General features: G+C 34.5%; 24 protein-coding genes, 1 tRNA gene and 1 pseudogene. 17 read left to right on the top strand and 9 right to left on the bottom strand.

All coding sequences use genetic code 11. The features are described from left to right. Positions 1–27: 27 nt before the first annotated feature. From ACNQGG_RS03405 to ACNQGG_RS03370, 8 genes and pseudogenes are all read left to right on the top strand, one after another. Positions 28–924 carry an EamA family transporter gene (locus tag ACNQGG_RS03405; RefSeq protein WP_417961537.1) on the top strand — a complete coding sequence of 299 codons (897 nt, stop codon included), beginning with the start codon at positions 28–30 and terminating at the stop codon, positions 922–924. A gap of 61 nt (positions 925–985) precedes the next feature. Then, positions 986–1,339, top strand: coding sequence for a DoxX family protein (locus tag ACNQGG_RS03400; RefSeq protein ID WP_417961535.1), 354 nt, complete (start codon positions 986–988; stop codon positions 1,337–1,339). A gap of 4 nt (positions 1,340–1,343) precedes the next feature. Beyond that, positions 1,344–1,952 (top strand): alpha-ketoglutarate-dependent dioxygenase AlkB family protein, encoded by a 609-nt coding sequence (locus ACNQGG_RS03395; RefSeq protein ID WP_417961533.1) that lies wholly within the window; start codon positions 1,344–1,346, stop codon positions 1,950–1,952. A gap of 45 nt (positions 1,953–1,997) precedes the next feature. Continuing rightward, a pseudogene (locus ACNQGG_RS03390) lies at positions 1,998–2,826 on the top strand (sterol desaturase family protein). 119 nt (positions 2,827–2,945) lie between these two features. Next, positions 2,946–3,224 carry a DUF2805 domain-containing protein gene (locus ACNQGG_RS03385; RefSeq protein ID WP_035670363.1) on the top strand — a complete coding sequence of 93 codons (279 nt, stop codon included), beginning with the start codon at positions 2,946–2,948 and terminating at the stop codon, positions 3,222–3,224. Between the two features lie 174 nt (positions 3,225–3,398). After that, positions 3,399–4,346, top strand: coding sequence for an alpha/beta hydrolase (locus ACNQGG_RS03380; RefSeq protein WP_417961531.1), 948 nt, complete (start codon positions 3,399–3,401; stop codon positions 4,344–4,346). Between the two features lie 53 nt (positions 4,347–4,399). Next, a complete protein-coding gene (locus tag ACNQGG_RS03375; protein ID WP_417961529.1) occupies positions 4,400–6,262 on the top strand; it encodes a M61 family metallopeptidase in 1,863 nt (620 codons plus the stop codon). A 226-nt stretch (positions 6,263–6,488) separates the two neighbouring features. Beyond that, positions 6,489–7,199: a DUF4369 domain-containing protein gene (locus ACNQGG_RS03370; RefSeq protein ID WP_417961527.1), complete on the top strand. Its 711-nt coding sequence runs from the start codon at positions 6,489–6,491 to the stop codon at positions 7,197–7,199. A gap of 97 nt (positions 7,200–7,296) precedes the next feature. Here ACNQGG_RS03370 and ACNQGG_RS03365 read toward each other — a convergent pair whose 3' ends face one another. The 7 genes from ACNQGG_RS03365 to idi form a co-directional block, all read right to left on the bottom strand. Further along, complete coding sequence (locus ACNQGG_RS03365) at positions 7,297–7,758, bottom strand: hypothetical protein (RefSeq protein ID WP_417961525.1); 462 nt, start codon at positions 7,756–7,758, stop codon at positions 7,297–7,299. A 206-nt stretch (positions 7,759–7,964) separates the two neighbouring features. Then, a tRNA-Thr gene (locus ACNQGG_RS03360) sits at positions 7,965–8,038 on the bottom strand. Positions 8,039–8,115: 77 nt separating this feature from the next. Then, positions 8,116–8,382, bottom strand: coding sequence for a hypothetical protein (locus ACNQGG_RS03355; protein ID WP_417961523.1), 267 nt, complete (start codon positions 8,380–8,382; stop codon positions 8,116–8,118). Positions 8,383–8,450: 68 nt separating this feature from the next. Continuing rightward, positions 8,451–9,413 carry a type I phosphomannose isomerase catalytic subunit gene (locus tag ACNQGG_RS03350; RefSeq protein ID WP_417961521.1) on the bottom strand — a complete coding sequence of 321 codons (963 nt, stop codon included), beginning with the start codon at positions 9,411–9,413 and terminating at the stop codon, positions 8,451–8,453. A gap of 155 nt (positions 9,414–9,568) precedes the next feature. Further along, positions 9,569–10,027 carry a peroxiredoxin gene (locus ACNQGG_RS03345; protein WP_417961519.1) on the bottom strand — a complete coding sequence of 153 codons (459 nt, stop codon included), beginning with the start codon at positions 10,025–10,027 and terminating at the stop codon, positions 9,569–9,571. Further along, positions 10,027–10,437, bottom strand: coding sequence for a 6-pyruvoyl trahydropterin synthase family protein (locus tag ACNQGG_RS03340; protein WP_417961517.1), 411 nt, complete (start codon positions 10,435–10,437; stop codon positions 10,027–10,029). Before ACNQGG_RS03340 ends, ACNQGG_RS03345 begins: the two co-directional genes overlap by 1 nt. A 101-nt stretch (positions 10,438–10,538) precedes the next feature. Further along, positions 10,539–11,066, bottom strand: coding sequence for an isopentenyl-diphosphate Delta-isomerase (gene idi / locus ACNQGG_RS03335; protein ID WP_417961514.1), 528 nt, complete (start codon positions 11,064–11,066; stop codon positions 10,539–10,541). 39 nt (positions 11,067–11,105) lie between these two features. Between idi and ACNQGG_RS03330 the strand changes: the two genes are divergently transcribed. The 8 genes from ACNQGG_RS03330 (at position 11,106) to ACNQGG_RS03295 (ending at position 17,153) form a co-directional block, all read left to right on the top strand. Continuing rightward, positions 11,106–11,696: a GNAT family N-acetyltransferase gene (locus tag ACNQGG_RS03330; RefSeq protein ID WP_417961512.1), complete on the top strand. Its 591-nt coding sequence runs from the start codon at positions 11,106–11,108 to the stop codon at positions 11,694–11,696. A 229-nt stretch (positions 11,697–11,925) separates the two neighbouring features. After that, the gene (gene msrB, locus ACNQGG_RS03325; RefSeq protein ID WP_417961510.1) at positions 11,926–12,486 is read left to right on the top strand and encodes a peptide-methionine (R)-S-oxide reductase MsrB; all 561 of its coding nucleotides are present in this window, start codon (positions 11,926–11,928) and stop codon (positions 12,484–12,486) included. Positions 12,487–12,488: 2 nt separating this feature from the next. Continuing rightward, on the top strand, positions 12,489–13,115 hold the full coding sequence (gene msrA / locus ACNQGG_RS03320) for a peptide-methionine (S)-S-oxide reductase MsrA (RefSeq protein ID WP_417961508.1): 627 nt from the start codon (positions 12,489–12,491) through the stop codon (positions 13,113–13,115). 196 nt (positions 13,116–13,311) lie between these two features. Further along, on the top strand, positions 13,312–13,527 hold the full coding sequence (locus tag ACNQGG_RS03315; RefSeq protein ID WP_417961506.1) for an SHOCT domain-containing protein: 216 nt from the start codon (positions 13,312–13,314) through the stop codon (positions 13,525–13,527). A gap of 12 nt (positions 13,528–13,539) precedes the next feature. Continuing rightward, positions 13,540–14,331 carry a CHAD domain-containing protein gene (locus ACNQGG_RS03310; protein WP_417961504.1) on the top strand — a complete coding sequence of 264 codons (792 nt, stop codon included), beginning with the start codon at positions 13,540–13,542 and terminating at the stop codon, positions 14,329–14,331. A 251-nt stretch (positions 14,332–14,582) separates the two neighbouring features. Next, a complete protein-coding gene (locus ACNQGG_RS03305; protein ID WP_417961502.1) occupies positions 14,583–15,158 on the top strand; it encodes a PAS domain-containing protein in 576 nt (191 codons plus the stop codon). Positions 15,159–15,162: 4 nt separating this feature from the next. Then, positions 15,163–17,019 carry an ATP-binding protein gene (locus ACNQGG_RS03300; protein WP_417961500.1) on the top strand — a complete coding sequence of 619 codons (1,857 nt, stop codon included), beginning with the start codon at positions 15,163–15,165 and terminating at the stop codon, positions 17,017–17,019. Then, positions 17,016–17,153: a hypothetical protein gene (locus tag ACNQGG_RS03295; protein ID WP_417961498.1), complete on the top strand. Its 138-nt coding sequence runs from the start codon at positions 17,016–17,018 to the stop codon at positions 17,151–17,153. Before ACNQGG_RS03300 ends, ACNQGG_RS03295 begins: the two co-directional genes overlap by 4 nt. A 50-nt stretch (positions 17,154–17,203) precedes the next feature. Here ACNQGG_RS03295 and ACNQGG_RS03290 read toward each other — a convergent pair whose 3' ends face one another. Next, complete coding sequence (locus tag ACNQGG_RS03290; RefSeq protein ID WP_417961497.1) at positions 17,204–18,766, bottom strand: NAD(P)/FAD-dependent oxidoreductase; 1,563 nt, start codon at positions 18,764–18,766, stop codon at positions 17,204–17,206. 203 nt (positions 18,767–18,969) lie between these two features. Here ACNQGG_RS03290 and ACNQGG_RS03285 point away from each other — a divergent pair, with 203 nt between their 5' ends. Next, positions 18,970–19,206, top strand: a complete 237-nt coding sequence (locus ACNQGG_RS03285) for a hypothetical protein (protein ID WP_417961495.1) — start codon at positions 18,970–18,972, stop codon at positions 19,204–19,206. 64 nt (positions 19,207–19,270) lie between these two features. On the opposite strand, the gene recQ is transcribed toward ACNQGG_RS03285, so the two are convergent. Then, entirely contained in the window at positions 19,271–21,466 is a 2,196-nt protein-coding gene (recQ, locus tag ACNQGG_RS03280) for a DNA helicase RecQ (RefSeq protein ID WP_417961492.1), read from the bottom strand. Positions 21,467–21,519: the final 53 nt, after the last annotated feature.

Raw genomic sequence — 21,519 nt, 5'->3', positions numbered from 1 at the left:
CTTTGCCCGCTTTTTAAAATGGAATAAATGATAAAGAATAGGGTGTTAAAAGGAGTTTTATTAGTGGGTCTTGGTGCAACGAGCTACGGAATGCTGGCTACGTTTGTAAAAATAGCGTATGGCGAAGGTTTTACCACTCCCGAAGTAACAATTGCCCAGTTTGTATATGGAATTCTGGGAATGCTGCTTATCAATAGCTTTCAAAAAGCTAAAAAAGGCAATGCTGTTGTAAAAGCCTCCAAGAAAAATATTTTTCAATTGATGCTTGCCGGAACATCTTTGGGAATGACCAGTGTTTTTTATTATTTAGCCGTAAAATACATTCCTGTTTCTATCGCTATCGTTTTATTGATGCAAACCGTTTGGATGGGTGTTTTATTCGAAATGATTTTAGAAAAGAAAATTCCTTCCACTCAAAAAATAGTTTCTGTAATCATTGTTTTATTAGGAACTGCACTTGCCACCAATCTTATTCAAAGCGAAATACAACTAGACTGGCGAGGGATCGTTTTGGGTCTTTTAGCTGCAGCATCTTTTACCACAACCATGTTTACCGCGAATCGTGTGGCAACTCATATTTCATCAGCGCAACGCAGTTTGTATATGCTACTTGGCGGAGCCATTATCGTAGCTGGTTTTGCAATCGCAACACAAACAACCCCTATTAACTTTTCTATTTTTATGAAATGGGGAATTGTACTGGCCCTTTTTGGAACAATAATCCCGCCATTGTTGTTTAATGCCGGTTTCCCGCTCACCGGAATTGGTTTAGGAAGCATTGTGTCCGCATTAGAACTTCCGGTTTCGGTACTAATGGCCTATTTTCTTTTAAGCGAAAAAGTAAATGCTCTTCAATGGTTTGGAATTGTTTTAATAATTCTGGCCATTATCATCATGAATGTGAATTTTAAGAAAGCCCCCTAATTTTCAAATCAAGAGTATTAATACCACTATTTTTTATAAATTCGTAATAAATAATTTCATTATGAATTTACCTTGGCATTTATATGTAATGGCTTTTGTTTACATGGTAGCAGGATTGAATCATTTCAGAAACCCTCGACTTTACCTAAAAATCATTCCTCCTTTTTTTCCAAATCCAAAATTATTAAATTCCATAAGCGGTTTTGCCGAAATACTTTTGGGAATAATACTGTGTATTCCTGTAATCTCAAATTACGGGGCATGGGGAATTATAGCCTTATTAATAGCTATTTTCCCAACCCATCTTTATATGTATGCAAATGAAAAAGCAAGAATGGGTTTACCCAAATGGGTTTTACTGCTACGAATGCCTTTACAATTAGCCTTGATTTTCTGGGCTTACCAATATATTTAAGCCATTGAAATCACTATTTGACTCCACACCAGAATCAATACAGCTCCATTTGCCAGATGCAGAAATCATCTATTATCCCGCTTTTTTTGACAAAGAAGAAGCCGATAGCATTTATGATGAACTGCTAAATGAAATTCCTTGGCAACAAGATGAGATTCGAGTTTTTGGCAAAATTCATCCGCAACCTCGTTTGACAGCTTTATTTGGAAACGAAGGAAAACCATATTCTTATTCGAATATAAAAATGCAACCGCATCCATGGAATTCGCTTTTGCAAAAGATCAAAACACGGATTGAAAGTGTTTCCGATACGGATTTCACCACCGTTTTACTCAATCAGTATCGCGACGGAAAAGACAGCAACGGCTGGCATGCTGACAACGAAAAAGAATTAGGAATAAATCCTGTAATTGCCTCGGTGAGTTTTGGTGCCGAACGCACGTTCCAATTAAAACACAATTCCGATAAAGACCAGAAAAAAAGTATCGTTCTTGAACACGGCAGTTTATTACTAATGAAAGGAACTACACAGCATTTCTGGAAACATCAAATCCCAAAAACCGCTAAACCCATAGGTCCCAGAATAAATGGTACTTTCAGGGTAATCAAATAAATAATTTCTAAAAAAAATCATTAGATTTGAATAAATACCCAAACTATGAATACTATTATTGCCTATTTTTCCACTATTCCATCTTCGCATAGAAGTTTAATTCTTGTGGGCGGAATCACTATTTTTTGGTTGATAGAAGATGCTTTTCCGCTTTTAAATTTTTACCTATAAAAAATGGCATCACGCGAGTATCAATATTTTTCTGACGTTCACGACTATCGTTGTCAATTTCTGTCTGGCTTTTATTTTATTAAAAGCTGCTGATTGGACAATTGCAAATCATTTTGGAATTTTACAATGGCTTCCGCAAATGCCACTATGGATTTATATGATCATTGGATTACTTTTATTGGATTTAATAGGAGCTTATTTGGTGCATTTAGTAGAACATAAAACTAAATTGCTATGGCGTTTTCACTTAATTCATCATACCGATACTTGGATAGACACCACCTCTGCGAATAGACATCATCCCGGAGAAAGTGTTATCCGATTTGTCTTTACCACTCTGGGGGTTTTAATCGTAGGAAGTCCTATGTGGATGGTTTTTCTTTATCAAACTTTATCCGTTGTTGCCACACAATTTAATCACGCCAATATTTCGCTTCCCAAAAAATTAGATACCATTTTGAGCTATTTTATTGTCTCGCCAGACATGCATAAAGTACACCATCATCATGTTTTACCCTATACCGATAGCAATTACGGCAATATATTTTCGGTTTGGGACCGTCTTTTTGGTACCTTTATGACACTTCCAAAAGAAGAAATCATTTACGGCATCGATACCCATACAAAGCCCGAGGAGCACAACCAACTAAAAAATTTGCTCAAAATACCGTTTCAAAAACCCCGTTCAAAAGAAAACCACTAAAAACAATAAAAAAAATCTTCTTTTGATACGAAGTAATTATTTTTTTTCTTAATATTGGAATATAATTAGAAATGACATTTATTAATCATTAACAACTTATTTGAATTAATTTTCACGTGATGAAAAAGAGTAACCGCAAAGAATTGAACTGGGAACAAACAGAAAAACTTGTTACACTGGCCTTAGAGGAAAAAAATCCTTTTGAAATTATCAAAAAAGAATTTGGTCTGGCCGAAAAAGAAGTTCTTGAGATCATGAAAAAGAAGATGCCCGCAGAAAAATTTGAAATGTGGAAAAAGAAAGCTACTGCAAATAAGCCAAAACCAAAACCCGTTAAAATAGATGATTTTGATGAAGATTTGGATGGTAAATATTACATAAAAAATAAACTTGACTAAAATAAAACTCCTGTATCATTCAGGAGTTTTTTGTTTTTAGAGTGTCCCTTACTAAAATAACGATACAAAAGAAAAAAATAATTATTGCAGCATTGATAGAGAACTTTTTTTCTAAATTATTTCTCGAAGTCTAAAATCCTGAAGAAACAATACGCTTATTAAACATTAAATAAAATGAAAAAATCACTACTCTTATTCCTGACATTATTTTCAACATTATGTCATTCTCAGGCAAAAACAGCAATTCAGTCTTTTAACAAAGAAGAATTTTCTATAAATACATTGATAAAAGGTTCGTTGTATTCTCCTTTAAAACAAAACAAGAAGACGAATCTTGTCATTCTAATTGCCGGTTCCGGACCTACGGATAGAAATGGAAACCAAAAAGGTTTAATCAACAACTCTTCTAAATACTTATCCGAAGAATTGGTAAAAAATGACATTGCCGTTTTCAGTTATGACAAAAGGATTATCGCTCAAATGTTATCCGGAAGTGTAAATGAAATGACACTTTCGTTTGATGATTTTGTCAATGATGCAAAAGACGTTTTTAGTTATTTCAAAAATCAAAAAAAATACAACAAAATAATAATTGCTGGACATAGTGAGGGCTCACTAATAGGAATGCTAGCCGCAAATAACAATTCCGACGCTTTTATTTCATTGGAAGGAGCCGGTAGAACGATTGATGCTGTTTTAGTAGAGCAAATAGAGAAACAAGCCCCTTTTCTAAAAGAAGAAGTACAAAAAGATCTTGAAATTCTTAAAAGCGGAAAAACTTTTGAACTAAAAAATCAAATGTTAGCTTCTTTATTTAGAGCTAGCGTTCAACCTTATATGATTTCATGGTTAAAATACAATCCGCAAGATGAAATCAAAAAGCTAAAAATTCCGGCATTGCTAATCAATGGAACCAAAGATTTACAAGTCAATGTTGCAGATGCGGAGTTATTGAAAAAAGCAAAACCTGATGCTGAACTCGTCATTATTGATAACATGAATCACATTTTCAAAGAAATCAAGGGTGATGATACCGAAAATATGAAATCCTATACCAATCCTGATTTACCTGTATCGCCAAAATTAACCAGCACTATTACTGTTTTCATTAAATCCTTATAAACTGTAACAATTACGTTTTTAAAAGACTAACAGCTAAAATAAAACAAACGAAAATGAAACGAATATTTTTATCCCTTGCCTTAGCTTCTATTCTTTGGAGTTGCAAAACTGCCAGTTCATCGGCTACTACCACTGCAAAACAAGAAGTTCAAGTTGCAATCAATCTAAATGAAATAAAAGATGACAAGGTGATGGTAACAATCCATACGCCATCAATTTCGACTGATGAAATCACATATCATATTCCAAAAACAGTTCCAGGAACGTATTCTGAAGACAACTACGGTAGATATATTGATGATCTAAAAGCGTATGATACAAAAGGAAATCTATTGGCGGTAAATAAAACAGACGCTAATTCTTGGTCCATTGCGAATGCAAAAACTTTAGATAAAATCACTTATTTGGTAAGTGACTCCTTTGATACCGAAACCGGGAAAAAATTTGGTGGTGATGAAATTTTTTCACCTGCAGGTTCTAATATCGATGCCGGAAAAAACATAATGCTTAACACGCATTGTTTTGTGGGTTATTTTACAAATTACATGTCAATACCGTATAATGTAACCATTTCACATCCAGCAACACTTTGGGGAGCAACCTCTATGACTGATTTGGACGCAAGTACCACAAATGACAAATTCATTATGTCTCGCTACGCTGAATTAGTCGAAAACCCGATCATGTATGCCAAGCCAGATTATACCACTTTTACAGTTGACGGAATGGAAATACTGATTGCTGTATATTCTCCTACGGGCAAATATACCGCCGAAAGTATTACTCCGGAAATGAAAACGATGATGACCGCCCAAAAGAATTTTCTGGGTAAAATAAATGCCACTAAAAAATACAGCGTTTTAGTATACCTGTCCACTATGAAGGAAGATGACGCAAAAGGATTTGGTGCTTTAGAACATCCTACCGCAACAACAGTAGTTTTACCTGAAATGATGCCAAAAGACGAATTAGTAAAATCAATGAAAGATGTAGTTTCACATGAATTTTTTCATATCGTGACTCCTTTATCAATTCATTCTAAAGAAATTCAATATTTTGATTATAATGCCCCAAAGATGTCTCAGCACTTATGGATGTATGAAGGTGTAACTGAATATTTTGCTAATCTTTTTCAAATTAATCAAGGCCTAATTAATGAAGAAGAATTTTACACCCGAATAGCCGAAAAAATTACGCGCGCCAATACCCTGAATGACACGATGTCTTTTACAACGATGAGTGCTAATGTATTGACAGAGCCATACAAAGATCAATATTTGAATGTGTATGAAAAAGGAGCCCTTATTGGGATGTGCTTGGATATTATAATCCGAGAAAAAAGCAATGGCGAAAAAGGAATTCTTGATTTGATGCAAAAACTTTCGACTGAATATGGTCCAAAAAAACCATTTAATGACGAAGAGCTTTTCGCAAAAATCACCGCTTTAACCTATCCTGAAGTCGGAACTTTTTTAAAGACTTATGTCTCTGGAACAACTCCAATCCCTTATGCTACCTACTTAGCCAAAGTGGGTGTTACAAATACGATGAAAAAAGTTTCTGGCAACGTTTTCTTAAAAGAAAAAACACCATACATCACGGTTAATCAGCAAACCAAGGAAATTCTCGTTGATCCAAATATAAAGTTAATTGATTTTTATACTACCCTTGGTATTAAAGGAGGAGATGTTATAATGGCTATAAATGACAAATCCTATTCGTTAGACAATATTTATGAAATGATAACCGAAAGCCAAAATTGGAAAGAAAACGATGCAATTACCGTGAAAATAAAACGCGAGGGAAAGGAGCAAATCATAAAAGGAAAAGTAAAACTCCCTTATGAAGAAAAAGAAGGCCTTAAAGCAACCGATTCTTCCAAGAGCAAACTAAAAGACGCTTGGCTTAAAGCCTAGATAAAAAAATAATTCAGAAAATTCCAATTTAGAAATAGATTGGGATTTTTTTTTTGTAAAATTTGAATGCGTTACCAATCATTCCAACAATTTTCTTTATTTTGCGTCAAAATATAAACACAAAGGAAATCGCCATGATTCAATCCCGATCCCGAAATTTCGGGACGGGACAAATTATATTAAAAAATGGCGACACCCTGTTCAAAAAAACAAATATTAACTTCACATGAAAAAATCTATTATTGCATTCGTTACCCTTTTACTTTTGTCGGCTTGTACCGAAAAGGATTCCAAAACAAACTTACATATTACCGGAAATATTAAAGGATTAAAAAAAGGAACGTTGTACATTCAAAGAGTAATGGACACCACACTTGTTGCTATTGACACCATTAACATCGATGGAAGTTCTGCATTTGAAAGTGACTTAGATTTAAAATCTCCTGAAATGCTTTATTTATTTCTGGACAGAGGCGTGAGCAATTCATTAGACAATAATCTTTCCTTTTTTGCCGAACCAGGAAATATAACTATTGAAACTAGTTTAGATTCATATCTTTCTGGCGCTAAAATTACAGGATCAAAGAATAATGATTTATTTGAAGAATACAAAAAAATAAATTCACGTTTCACAGATGAAAATCTTACTTTAATTGAAAAAAAATTCAATGCCATTAAAAGCAATAACGCTAAAGCTATTGACAGTTTAAACGCAAGACAAGACTCTAATACAAAACGAAAGTATTTATTTGCTACTAACTTTGCAATAAACAATAAAAACTACGAGGTAGCACCTTATATTGCCTTATCAGAGATCTATGATATCAATATTAAATACTTGGATACGATTCAAAAATCCATGTCTCCAAAAGTAGCACAATCGCTTTATGGAAAAAAATTGACTAAATATGTTGCCGATATCAAAAAGCAAAAATAAATGAGTTGTTAATTATAACTTACCGTAAAATAGAAAAACCGTTTCGATATATCGAGACGGTTTTTCTATTTTACGGTAAGTGTAAATCAAGTATTGATTAACTCTTTAAAGCCATTCCCATAATTAACATGCCTGCAAACATTAAAATATATAAAGAGAAAACAACCAATGTCATAATTCCAATATACTTGTAATGCGATTTTAAATATTCTAAAGAGACAGCAAGTGTTTCCGAATCATTATCTCTAAACGCTGCTTTAGCATTAGATCCAAATTTATTTAAGTAATACACCGGAAAAAAATAAAGAATTGCAAGTACTAAATACAGAACAGTTATAATTATCCCCATAGAAGACCCCATAGCGTCCATCCCAGGTGCCATATTGCCAACCTTAGAAAATAATGTACCCGCAAATAACGCAGCCAAAACAATAATACCAATTCCTATATAACCAAGGATTGATAAAAAATGAGCCCATTTAGCCGTTTCTTTCAAAAAATCTTTTGCAGATTCATTTAGTCTCATTTCAAAATTTTCAATAACTGAATGCTCTTCCATAACTATTTTTTTTTTAGGTTAGATTTCAAATTTAACAAAAAAAATATTACACAAGGATAAAATGTATTACTATTCTTATTTTCAAAATAAAAAAACCGTCTCGATATATCGAGACGGTTTTTTTTAACCTTGAATTAAATTTAATGTTGCCTTTTTTTTAATAAAAACAAAAAACCATCTAAGAGTATTAGATGGTTTTATTAAAGAGCCGGCGGAGGGACTCGAACCCACGACCTGCTGATTACAAATCAGCTGCTCTAGCCAACTGAGCTACGCTGGCGACTCATTACGGGTGCAAATATAAGTCTGAATTTCTATTTTCCAAAACAAATTCGAACTTTTTTTGCTTTTTTTTGACTACAATTCGTTGATTTTAGCAATCAATTGATTAGCAGTTTGTTCCAATTCAACATTGATTTGTTTGAAGTGTGCTTTTTTATCTTCTACCTTTTTTTCGTTCACTTTTGTGATTAAAATGTCAAAAGCAGCGATCGCTTCGTCAATTAAAGCATTAGTTTCTGTTGTTGGTTTTCCTGTTGTAGAAATTTCGAACAAGTAAACTGCTTCAATAATATCTCCTAAAACGTAGTTGATGTCTTTCTTTAAATTCTTAACGTTTGCCATTTTTATTTTTTTAAAATTTGAATTTTAATTTGCGTCTGCAAAAGTACACATAATCTTTCTATTACCGACTATGAAATGTAAATTTCTAAAATTGAAGCTTTTCCATTGAGAATGAATGTATTCATTGCAGCGGGAATCAAAACAGTATCTCCTTTTTTATATTGCGCTTTTGAATTGTCAAAATCAATTTCAAATCCTCCTTCCAAACACATATACACTGTAAAGGTTTTTCCAGATTTTGAAACAGTAATTTCACCATCTAACGGAATAAAATTAGTGGTAAAATAAGGACAATCTACAACTTCATTGGATTCATTTACATTTTTAGTATATTCTCTTTTGGTTTCTACAGTATTATAGTTAATCGCCTCCAAAGCCAAATCAACATGTAGTTCTCTTGTATTTCCCTTAGCATCTACCCTGTCAAAATCATAAAGACGGTAGGTAACATCTGATGTTTGCTGAATTTCGGCAACAACTAATCCCGCACCAATAGCGTGAACTGTTCCTGTTTCCAAGAAAAAGACATCACCTGATTTTACTTTTACGTCGTCAAGAATAGAAAGTAAGGTTTTATTTTTTAGATTTTCTAAATAATCGTTGGCATCCGATTTTTCTTTAAATCCAACTATTATTCTAGCGTCATCATCAGCTTGCATGATGTACCACATTTCTGTTTTTCCAAAAGAGTTATGTCGCTTTTTAGCCAACTCATCGTTAGGGTGAACTTGTATGGACAAATCTTCACGAGCATCCAGGTATTTGAAAAGCAATGGAAATTGTTTTCCAAATCGATCATGAACAGCTGTCCCTAAAATTTCGTTTGGACATTCATTAATCAAAATAGTCAATAACTTTCCTTTCCATTCACCGTTAGCTACCACACTCACATCGCCTTCTACTGTAGATAACTCCCAGCTTTCCCCAGTAATTTTAGATATAATTGATTTATTAAGTACCGTTTTAAGTTTTTCACCTCCCCAAATTCTTTCTTTCAGAATGGGTTCAAATTGTAATGGATAAAATTTCATTTTACTTTTTTTATGTATTGCAAATTTGCATAATCTTTATCATTTCCACAAACTAGCCTTCAGTTCCCTTATTTTAAAAAAACGGTACCTATAAAGTGGGGATAAGATGCAAATTAAGATAAAACACAAAATATATCTAATACGATTTTGTTAATCTATGATACTAATCTTTTAATGGCTTCAAGTGCTTTAGGTATGTGCCTAGTAGCTAGTATACTATCAAAAATCAATTGAATAATTCCGTTCTTATCTATTACATACGTTACACGTCCCGGAATTAGCCCAAGCATTTGAGAATGAACACCAAAAAGTCTTTTGATTTTTTTATCAGGGTCTGATAAAAGAAGAAAAGGCAGTTTATAGTGTTCAGTAAATTCTTGATGAGAAGCAACACTATCACTGCTTACACCTATTACCTCAGCACCTAAATCCTTAAAATCTTCATATTGATCTCTAAAACTGCAGGCTTGAGCGCTACAGCCCGGTGTATTGTCTTTTGGATAAAAATAAACAACAAGGGGTTTATGTCCAACTAAACTTTGACTGTCAAAATCATTGCCGTTGGTATCTTTCGCTTTAAAATTCGGGATTTTATCTCCCACTTTTAAGTCCATTATTCCCCTTTATAGGTTACAAAATTACGAGGTGTTTCATAAAGAACCACTTCCAATTCAAATTGTGATTTGATTCTTTTTCTGATTCTATTCCAAATCACCACCACGATATTCTCGGCTGTTGGATTTAAATCCTGAAATTCCAAAACATCCAGATTAAGATTTTTATGATCAAACCGATCTTCAACTTCTTCCTTAATGATTTCGCTCAAGAATTTTACATCCATGACAAAACCGGTTTCGGGATCAATTGCTCCAGTTACACTAACAATCAATTCGTAGTTGTGTCCGTGATAATTTGGATTATTGCATTTTCCAAAAACGGCCTCGTTTTGCTCGAAAGTCCAGTCTTTTCTATGTAATCTGTGTGCCGCATTGAAATGGGCTTTTCGTGAAATAGTAACTCTCATGTTAATTTATGGTGTTAACCTTCAACTGTGTTCAGGATGACAATTATATTTTTAATTTACAATTTCAGATTACTGCATTTTGAAATCTTATACCTGTAATCTTACACTTTATGTTCTTCAAGAAAATGATAAAACTCGTCGAAGATTATTTTGAACCAAACAGTATATAATTCGGGATGAATTTCCATATCAACTTTCACATCCTCTATCTTCATCCACTTCCAGTCTTCTACTTCTTCCGTATTAATTTCGGGGTCATCATTATAATACCCTATCATAACGTGATCCAGTTCATGCTCAGTCAAACCGTTATCAAAAGGGGCTTTGTATATAAAATGAAAAAGCTCTTTGAGTTCTGCTTTAAAACCCATTTCTTCATATAATCTTCGACTTCCTGCCTCCACATTAGATTCACCTTCCCGTTGATGACTGCAACAGGTATTGGTCCACAATAGAGGAGAATGATATTTTTGATGCGCCCGCTGTTGCAGCATCAGCTCGTTTTTACTGTTTAAAATAAAAACCGAAAAAGCACGATGTAAAATGGCTTTTTCATGCGCTTCAAGCTTTGGCATCAATCCTATTTGCTCATCATTTTCGTTAACTAATATTACGTTTTCTTCTTTCATAAGTATTTTTAGCCTTACAAAAATACAAAAAAGAAAATTATGGAAGGGGGCTTTAACGTTCTGTTTCGATTTGTTGAAGTGGAATTACTTTGGAGCAATCCAAATAAAACACAAAGCCATCCATTTGAATATTCTTTTGTATTTTTATATTCAAATACAAATAATACAATGCACAATATAACGATCCGAAAAGCACATCCTAACGATTTAGAAAAACTTCTTGAATTTGAACAAGGAATTATTATTGCCGAACGCCCTTTTGACGCAACCTTAAAAGAAGGAAAAATCCATTATTACGATATTGAAAAAATGATTTCAGCAGTTGATGTTAAACTATTGGTAGCCGAAATTGATTCACAGCTTATTGGCTCCGGATATGCCAGAATAGAAACTGCAAAACCCTATTTGAATCATGAAACGTATGCCTATTTAGGTTTTATGTACACGGATGAAAATCACAGAGGCAAAGGTGTGAATTCCATAATTATTGAAGCGCTTAAGGGTTGGTGTCGTTCTAAAGACATATCCGAACTTCGACTGGATGTTTATAATGATAACAATCCAGCCATTAAAGCCTATAAAAAAGTGGGATTCAAAAAGCACTTGATAAATATGCGAATGGGTTTGTAGCGACACGTTTTTTTAATTCTAAATCCAAAAGTTATTTTTTCACGTAAATAATATTAGTTAAAACTTACTTAAATCACTATTAATTTGTAAAGTAGGCGACACATTGTAGTGAAAAACCGCTTTACATTTGTAGTACAAAAACAAAATTATGAAATCACTATGATTCAAAAATTACAATTAATAACGAAGAATGGCGATACCATATTCGCATAAAAAAAACAAAATATATATGAAAACAACAACCCGTTTTTTAAGCGTATTATTTTTGCTCCCTCTATTCATATTTACTGCCTGCGGGCAAAATGCAAATAAACAAAACAATAGTAAAAAACCCACTAGTATGGAAAATTCAATTAACAAACCTGGAAATCCGTATTATTCCACTACAGATACAACAAAACTAAACCTTACGGATGCCGAATGGAAAAAGGTATTACCTGAAGATGTTTACGAAGTAATGCGACATGCTGATACCGAAAGACCATTTACAGGAAAATATTGGAACACGGATGAAAAAGGTACCTATTATTGTGCTTCTTGTGGCAATAAATTATTCCGTTCTGGTGCAAAATTTGCCAGTAATTGCGGTTGGCCCAGTTTTTTTGAACAAGATAACAAAAATAGTGTAGTTTATAAAACCGATAATTCACTGGGTATGGAAAGAATCGAAGCTCTTTGTGGCCGATGCGACGGACATTTAGGACATCTTTTTGACGATGGACCTGCACCTACCGGAAAAAGATATTGCATGAATTCCATTGCCCTTGACTTTATACCTGATACTAAATAATTATGAAGAATTTATTTTTAATTTGTCTCTTGACAACATTGAGTATGTTTGGACAAAACAATACTGCTGGCCAAGCTGCAAAACAATCGAATCTCGAAACCATCACTTTAGCAGGCGGTTGTTACTGGTGCGTGGAAGCAGTTTATGAGAATCTAAATGGAGTAAAATCGGCAGTTTCGGGGTACGCTGGTGGTAAAATCACGAACCCATCATATGAAGATGTTTCCACGGGAAGAACAGGTTATGCCGAAGTGGTACAAATTACCTATGATAAAAACGTAACGAATCTGGATGAAATTTTCAAAGTATTCTTTACTGTCCACGATCCAACTACGTTAAACCGTCAAGGTGCTGATGCCGGAACACAATACCGATCTGCCATTTTCTACAAAAACGAACAACAAAAAGTAGCCGCACTAACGATTATCAATGCTTTGAAAAAAGCTAAAATATACGATAGTCCTATAGTAACAACACTGGAACCATTGACCAAGTTTTACAAAGCAGAAAACTACCATCAGAATTATTATGCAAATAATAAAAACCAACCGTATTGCCAAATGGTAATTCAACCCAAAATAGAAAAATTTGAAAAGCTATTTAAAGATCGATTGAAAAATAAAAAATAGAAATTATGCTAAAACCGTCTCCTATAACCAGACGGTTTTTTACTTCCCAAAAGAAACAATCTCATGTAATTACTTGACTTTCAACTATAAATTTCATACATTTATACTAATTTTCAATCTTTTTAAAAAACCCGCTATCCATAATGGACATCCCTTTTCGGGAATACACGTTTTGTGGTGGGTATTTTGGGTAATTATGCTCATCTGGATATTCACAACTCCTTATGACATTCCCGGTCAGCGAATAAAAAATGACACTGCATTGGATATTCTAAAAAAAAAAAGATTTGCCAAAGGAGAAATTACGAAAGAAGAATTCGACGAAAAAAATAAATTACTTGATGAGACTTCATTAAACGCAATCAAGATAAAGCTTTCGTCTTATTTTATTTTTAAGACAAACGGTCATTAACAATTTCAAAAGATGAAAGCGTTTAATCAATATTTAAAAAAACGAAAAACTGCGATTACCCTTCTTTTACAAAAACCACCACAATCTTTTACACCAGATACTTTCCACACACTTCGGGTAGAAATCAAAAAGCTCCATGCTTTATTTGACTTGGTTGACTTTTGCTCCAACGGATTTAAACAAAATAAGACTTTCAAACCGTTTAAACTTATTTTTCGTCAGGCCGGAAAAGTCCGCGAACTTCAAGTAGAACTGTCTTTAATTGAAAAACATTTCTTTTTCAATTTGCCCAAAGACTATAACACTTATTTAAAAAAAGAACTGACCAAAGAATTGAAAATTTACTTCTCCATTATAAATAGTAAATCAAGTCCAAATCTGAAAAAAAAGTATCGAAAAATCACTTCCTTCCTCACCAATATAAGCAAAAAAAAGACGCAGTGTTACATCCATAAAAAAAGAGCTGAAATTCAAAAATTCTTTCGCCAAAACACTTTAAAAAACAAGCAAATACACCTACTTCGCAAACGACTAAAAAAATTACAGTACAGTGAGAAAATTTTGAAGGATAACAAGAAAAATAGACTATTTTCAAACAAGGATAATTTAACTGACCTGCTTGGAGAATGGCATGATTACGAATTAATCATCAACCATTTAAAAAAAGTCATTTATTCCGGCTCAATACATGTACAAGAAACTAACCAGCTCGAAAACATAAAAGCGACATTTAAGTTCAAAAGAAACTTGTTATTTAATAAACTAAACACCTTTTTACTCCATAATATTTTTAAAAATAACTGAAATAGTGTTAGTTATAAAATAATAAGAGTGAACTATGATTTCACACTGAAATTCACATATATTGATTATATTTCATCTTTTTTTAGACTAATAATAATAATTAGAAGCAATACAATTTTTTTGAATTTGAATTGCTCAACTTTGCAGACTTTTTAGATTACTACAATGCCAGAGAAACACACTAGCTTTAGTACTATTTTTAAAAGTATCGCGAAAATAAAATAATTTTTCACAACTAAAATAGCATGCTTATGATTGAAAATGATTTCAAAGATTTATTCAATCTTTCTCCGGTAATAGTAGTAGTTATTGATCTTAATTTTACAATAATTGCAGTTACCGATGCTTTCTTGGAAACTACTATGACAGAAAGAGCAACTATTTTAGGTAAGAATATTTTCGATTCATTTCCCATTAATCCCGATGAAGAAAATGCCGATGGAGAAAAAAACATACGTGCCTCTTTTAACAGAGTGATTAAAAATAAGGCAACAGATACTTTGCCGGCTCAAAAATACGACATTAAAAAAACGGACGCAAATGGTGGCGGCTTTGAAGTTAGATATTGGAAAGTAAGCCATTCTCCCGTATTAGATGCCGATAATAATGTGAAATACATCATCCAGCACGGGGAAGATATCACCGAAAACCAACAACTTATTTCCAGCAATCAGACATTGAAAAAAAACAATGAGCAACTGGCTGAAGCGTATGAATATGCTGAAGCTATCATTGGCACCATTCATGAGACAATGCTGATACTGGACAAAGACTTCTATATAAAATCTGCCAGCAATTCATTTTATAAGGAACATACCCGAACTTGACGAATTGCTTAATAATACCAATGCCAAAAAGGCTGTCATTCAAGATCTGGAGGTGAAACGTACGTTTCCAAATCTTGGCGAAAAAATAATGTTACTAAATGCCAGTCACTTTGTTAAAAAAACAACTGGCCAAGAATCAATTATTCTGGCTATTAACGATATTACTGCGATACGAAAATTAGCAATTGAACTCCAAACAAAAGAAAAAAGAATCTTAGAAGAACAACTCGAAATAGAAAAAAAATCTCTTAAAGAGATCGAAAATAGTGAAAAACGTTACAATCTAATGCTGATGACCTCCCCATTTGCCATAGCAATATTAAAAGGGAAAGATATGGTAGTTACACTTGCCAATGACAGCATAAAAGAAATATGGGGAAAAGGAAATGCTGTTGAAGGAAAAAAATTCATATCCATTTTGCCGGAGCTTAAAGATTTGGAATTTCCAAAATTGCTGGACGAAGTATACACTACCGGTATCGCCTTTTATGGAGATTCGCTTCTGGCACCTATGTTTCGCAACGGAAAATTAGAGCAAACTTATTTTAATTTTGTTTATCAGCCTTATCTGGAAGCGGATCAAAGTGTTTCTGGCGTGACTATTATTGCTTATGATGTAACGGCACAAGTACTAGCTAAAAAAGAATTGGTTGAAGCTAAAATAAATGCAGAGCTAAAAACACAAATTGCTGAAGAAGCGGTAAAATCCAAGCAGCAGTTTTTATCGAATATGAGCCACGAAATAAGAACTCCCATGAATGGAATTATTGGGTTTACTAATTTTGTGTTAAAGACAAAATTAGATGATTCCCAAAAAGAATACATGAATGCAATCAAAGAATCCGGAGATTCATTGATTGTTTTAATAGATGATATTCTTGACATTGCCAAAGTAGACTCCGGAAAGATGATTTTTGAGAAACTTCCGATAAGCTTATCTGTTTCCATTGCTACAATGCTTCATTTGTTTGAACCTAAAATGAAGGAAAAAAATTTAGAATTAATCAATGAATATGACTACAATATTCCTTTGAATTTGATTGGCGATCCTATGCGCCTACGCCAGATAATCCTAAATCTGATGAGTAACGCCGTGAAGTTTACAGCAGCTGGCACCATTTCAATATCCGTTCGTTTATTAAAAGAAGACGCTGAAAAAGCAATCATTGAATTCCTGATAACGGATACAGGGATAGGAGTCCCGAAGAATAAATTAGTTGAAGTTTTCAATAATTTCGAACAAGCCTCTGCGGACATTAGCAGCTCCTTTGGAGGAACGGGCTTAGGGCTCGCCATCGTTAAACAATTGGTAGAACTCCAGGGAGGGACGATTATAGTAGAAAGTGAAGAAGGAAAAGGTTCCTCTTTTGGTTTTGTGTTACCCTTTGAGAAAAGAGATTCGACAACTGAAATAATACCCTTACCTGCAATAAAACCGATTCAGGAAAATCCATGTGAAGAAAAAGCAACCGAAAACATAAAAGTATTGGTTGTTGAAGACATTGCACTGAATCAGCTTTTGATAAAAATAATATTATTGGATTTTGGTTGCGATGTAACTATTGCCGATAATGGTAAACTTGGCATTGAAAACCTCGAAAAAACCAATTACGATATCATTTTGATGGATTTACAAATGCCGGAAATGAATGGGTTTGAAGCTACGGCACACATTCGCGATACAATGAAATCAGATATTCCCATAATTGCACTTACAGCCGACGTCACTTCGGTGGATATAAAAAAATGCAAAGCAGTCGGAATGAATGATTATGTATCAAAACCCATTGATGAAAAATTATTATATAATAAAATCAATCAATGTTTACAGGAATTTAATAAAAATAAAGTAACAAAATGAAAGCGCTAATTTTTTCAACTTTTGGCAATTCAGATGTTTTGGAATATACTGACATTCCAACTCCAATCCTAAAAGAAGCCGATATATTCGTCGAAATGCATGTCATCAGATTAAACTTTATCGATTTCTTCTAAAAGGAAATTCGCCTTTTTGGACAAGGGATACAACCTGTGATTCGGGATTTTTATTTATTCAAGATTGCACCAATCATCAGCGCGCATTTCTCTCCATCAATCGCCGCAGATATAATCCCACCCGCATAACCGGCCCCTTCTCCACAAGGATACAAGCCTTTTATTTGAACATGCTCATAAGTAAATGGATCTCTGGCAATGCGTACTGGCGAGGAAGTTCTTGACTCTGGCGCGTGAAGCACCGCCTCATTAGTCAAATAACCGCGCATGGATTTTCCAAATTCAGAGAAACCTTCACGCAATATTTGCGTTAAAAACCCAGGAAAAACCTGCCCCATTTCTACTGATGTGGTTCCGGGCACATAAGACGTTTTCGGAATATCCGATGAAACTTTATTTTGGGTAAAATCAATCATGCGTTGTGCAGGAACTTTTTGGCTCTCTCCGGCCAAATGCCATGCTTTTTGTTCAATACTTTTTTGAAATTCCATTCCGGCTAAAGCACCAAATTTGGCAAACGGTTTGAAATCATCGAGTTTTAATTCGATTACAATTCCAGAATTGGCAGTCGCTTGATCCCTTTTGGATGGAGACCAGCCATTCGTAACCACTTCACCCGGACTCGTGGCACAAGGTGCAATCACACCACCGGGACACATACAAAACGAATACATACCTCTACCTCCTACTTGCTTCACAATAGAATAAGGTGCCGGAGGTAAATGTTCACCACGATAATCACAACTATACTGAATGCTGTCGATTAACGATTGTGGATGCTCGGCTCTTACGCCCAAGGCAAAAGGTTTGGCTTCGATAAAAATTTGCTTCTTGTCCAATAATTCAAAAATATCACGGGCAGAATGTCCTGTGGCCAAAATGAGTTTATTAGCCAGAATCGTGTCTCCTCTTTGAGTAACTATGCCTTGCACTTCATTATTTTTAACCAAAATATCAGTCAGTCGGGTTTCGAACAAGACTTGCCCGCCACATTCGATGACTTTCTCTCGAATATCCTGAATAATTTGAGGTAATTTATTGGTTCCAATATGCGGATGCGCATCAATTAAAATATCTTCCGAAGCTCCGAAAGCCACAAATAATTCCAAAATCCTAGTTACATCACCTCTTTTTTTAGAACGCGTGTATAGTTTCCCGTCCGAATACGTTCCCGCTCCACCTTCGCCAAAACAATAATTGGAATCTGCATTGACAAGATGCTCTACATTGATTGCTTTCAAATCTCTTCTTCTGCCACGAACATCTTTTCCACGCTCAATGACTATTGGTTTTAAACCCAATTCAATTAATTGCAATGCTGCAAAAAGTCCTGCAGGACCGGCCCCAACAACAATTACCTCTTGAGCCGTTGCTACATTCTTATAATCGGGAAGTTGAAATTTATGCTCCTGAAAAGATTCTCCTTTCAAATAAATCACCACTTTCAAATTAATTTTTACCGCTTTCTGACGCGCATCAATAGAACGTTTTAAAATGGAAACATGCTCGATTTCTTTGGTAGCAACCTTAATTTGTTTCGCTAAATAGTCTTTTAGCAACAATTCATTTGCAGCTATTTCTGGCAGTACTTGTAAAAGGAGTTCTTGAGGCATTTTATATTGTTTAATCATTGTCTTGTTAATCGTTTATTCGAAAAACAAAGTGCAAAAATAGTATTTTGAAGTGGAATTAGTGAATCAAATAAAGAATCCATTTTCAATTTTTCAAATTACCTTATTTTAAAACAAGACTTTGTAACTTTGCCCTGTTCAAAACAGTTAACCGATCAACCCGTTAAACTATTAACTCCAACAAAATGTCTAGAAAAATAAAACTGATTTGGGATTTCCGTGGTCCTGCTTCCGCAAAAACGGCGGAGCATCACGAAATTCATTTGAAAGAATACATCGCTATTGAGAAACTGGAATTGAACATCACCGGTTTTGAAATTCATGGCGAAATGCAAGCCATCGCTTTTATGGTGGTTACCGATGAAAACATGATTCAGGTGAGAGATGCTTTGAAACCGCATCGAGGAGAATTGTTTGAGTAGCTCACAGTATACAGTCGCAGTTGACAGTATGAAGACTGAAAACTGCGACTGTATATTGCAAACTTTAATTAGCCACTTCGCTGATAAATTTAATTCGCATCAAACGCAATTCATCTATATCATAATCGCCTTCAAATTCTTTGAGCGCGTCTTCTATATTATCAGAAATGGATTCCATAAAATAATCATGGATTTCATCTTGCTGATCATCATCCAGCATATCATCTATCCAATATTTTATATTTAACTTGGTTCCCGAATAGACAATTTGCTCCATTTCTTTAATCAAATCGTCCATCTTCAGCCCTTTTGCGGAAGCAATATCATCCAGCGACAACTTCCTGTCAATATTTTGAATGATATAGAGTTTATTTACTGAATTGACTCCCGTGGACTTCACCACTAAATCATCTGGACGAAGAATATCGTTATCTTCCACATAGCGGCTAATTAATTCCAGAAACGCTGCACCGTATTTCTTAGCTTTTCCTTCACCAACACCATGAATATTAATTAATTCTTCTTGTGAAACCGGATATTTCAAAGCCATATCTTCGAGTGATGGATCTTGAAAAACCACAAATGGAGGAACGCCTAATTTCTTGGCTACTTTTTTACGTAAATCACGCAACATACCCATCAATAATTCATCTACAGTTCCCGTAGATTTTGCCGCAGTCACAATAGCTTCATCCTCCGATTCATTGTACTCATGATCTTCAGACATCATAAAGGATTCCCTGTTTTTAATAAAATGCAATCCTTTCTCGGTAATTTTTACGATTCCGTACGTTTCTATGTCTTTCGACAAAAGCCCGGCAACCAGGACTTGTCGCAATAAGGCCATCCAATATTTTTCATCATGATCAGAACCACATCCAAAAAAAGACTGCGTATCGGTTCTATGCGCTTTGATGACTGCATTCACACGGCCTATCAACGTAAAAACAACTTCTTTTGATTTGTATAAATGTTTCGTATCGCGAACTACTTCCAGTAATTTCACCACTTGATCAATGGCTTCGACTTTTGTTTTTGGATTTCTGACATTATCGTCCATGTCAGCACCTTCGCCATTGACATCATCAAATTCCTCTCCGAAATAATGAAGCAGAAATTTTCTTCTGGACATCGATGTTTCAGCATAAGCCACCACTTCTTGTAATAAGGCAAAACCAATTTCCTGTTCAGCAACAGGTTTCCCTGACATGAATTTTTCTAGTTTCTCCACGTCTTTATAGGAATAATAGGCCAGACAATGTCCTTCGCCACCGTCACGACCTGCGCGACCTGTTTCCTGATAGTAACTTTCCAGTGATTTAGGAATATCGTGGTGAATCACAAAACGGACATCCGGCTTGTCAATTCCCATTCCAAAAGCAATAGTGGCTACCACTACATCAACATCTTCCATAAGAAACATATCCTGATGTTTGGCACGGGTTTTAGCATCCAGTCCCGCATGATAAGGGACCGCACTTATTCCGTTTACCTGCAAAACTTCGGCAACAGCCTCCACTTTTTTGCGGCTTAAGCAATAGATAATTCCTGATTTTCCTTTATGCTGTTTTATAAAACGGATAATATCCGATTCTACATTTTTAGTTTTAGTACGTACTTCGTAATATAAATTAGGTCTGTTGAATGATGCTTTAAAAGTAGTGGCATCAGTCATATCCAAATTTTTTAGAATATCTTCCTGAACTTTTGGCGTAGCCGTAGCGGTCAAACCAATAATGGGAACATCCCCTAATTGCTTAATGATGTGTTTTAGATTTCTGTATTCAGGCCTAAAATCATGACCCCACTCAGAGATACAGTGGGCTTCATCGATAGCCACAAAGGAAATAGTCACCGTTTGTAGAAAAGCAACATACTCTTCTTTGGTCAAGGATTCCGGGGCAACATATAACAACTTAGTTAAACCGGAAGTAATATCCTTTTTAACTTGGGTAATTTCGGTTTTAGTAAGAGAAGAGTTTAAAACATGGGCAACACCATTTTCAGAAGATAAACTACGAATGGCATCAACTTGATTTTTCATCAAAGCAATTAAAGGCGAAACTACGATGGCGGTTCCCTCTTGAATTAAAGCAGGCAATTGGTAACAGAGCGATTTTCCTCCTCCTGTAGGCATAATCACAAACGTGTTTTGCTCATCCAGGAGACTTTTAATAACTTGTTCTTGTAATCCTTTAAATTGACTGAAGCCAAAATATTTTTTTAATTCTTTGTGGATATCAATTTCGTTTGAATTCATTCTTGATTATGTGGTATTTTGTATAAATTTGCATCACATAAAGATACAAAATT

Source organism: Flavobacterium esculini, assembly GCF_048284325.1.
In the GTDB taxonomy this organism is placed as follows: Bacteria; Bacteroidota; Bacteroidia; order Flavobacteriales; family Flavobacteriaceae; genus Flavobacterium.
This window is presented reverse-complemented; position numbering and strand designations above follow the sequence as displayed.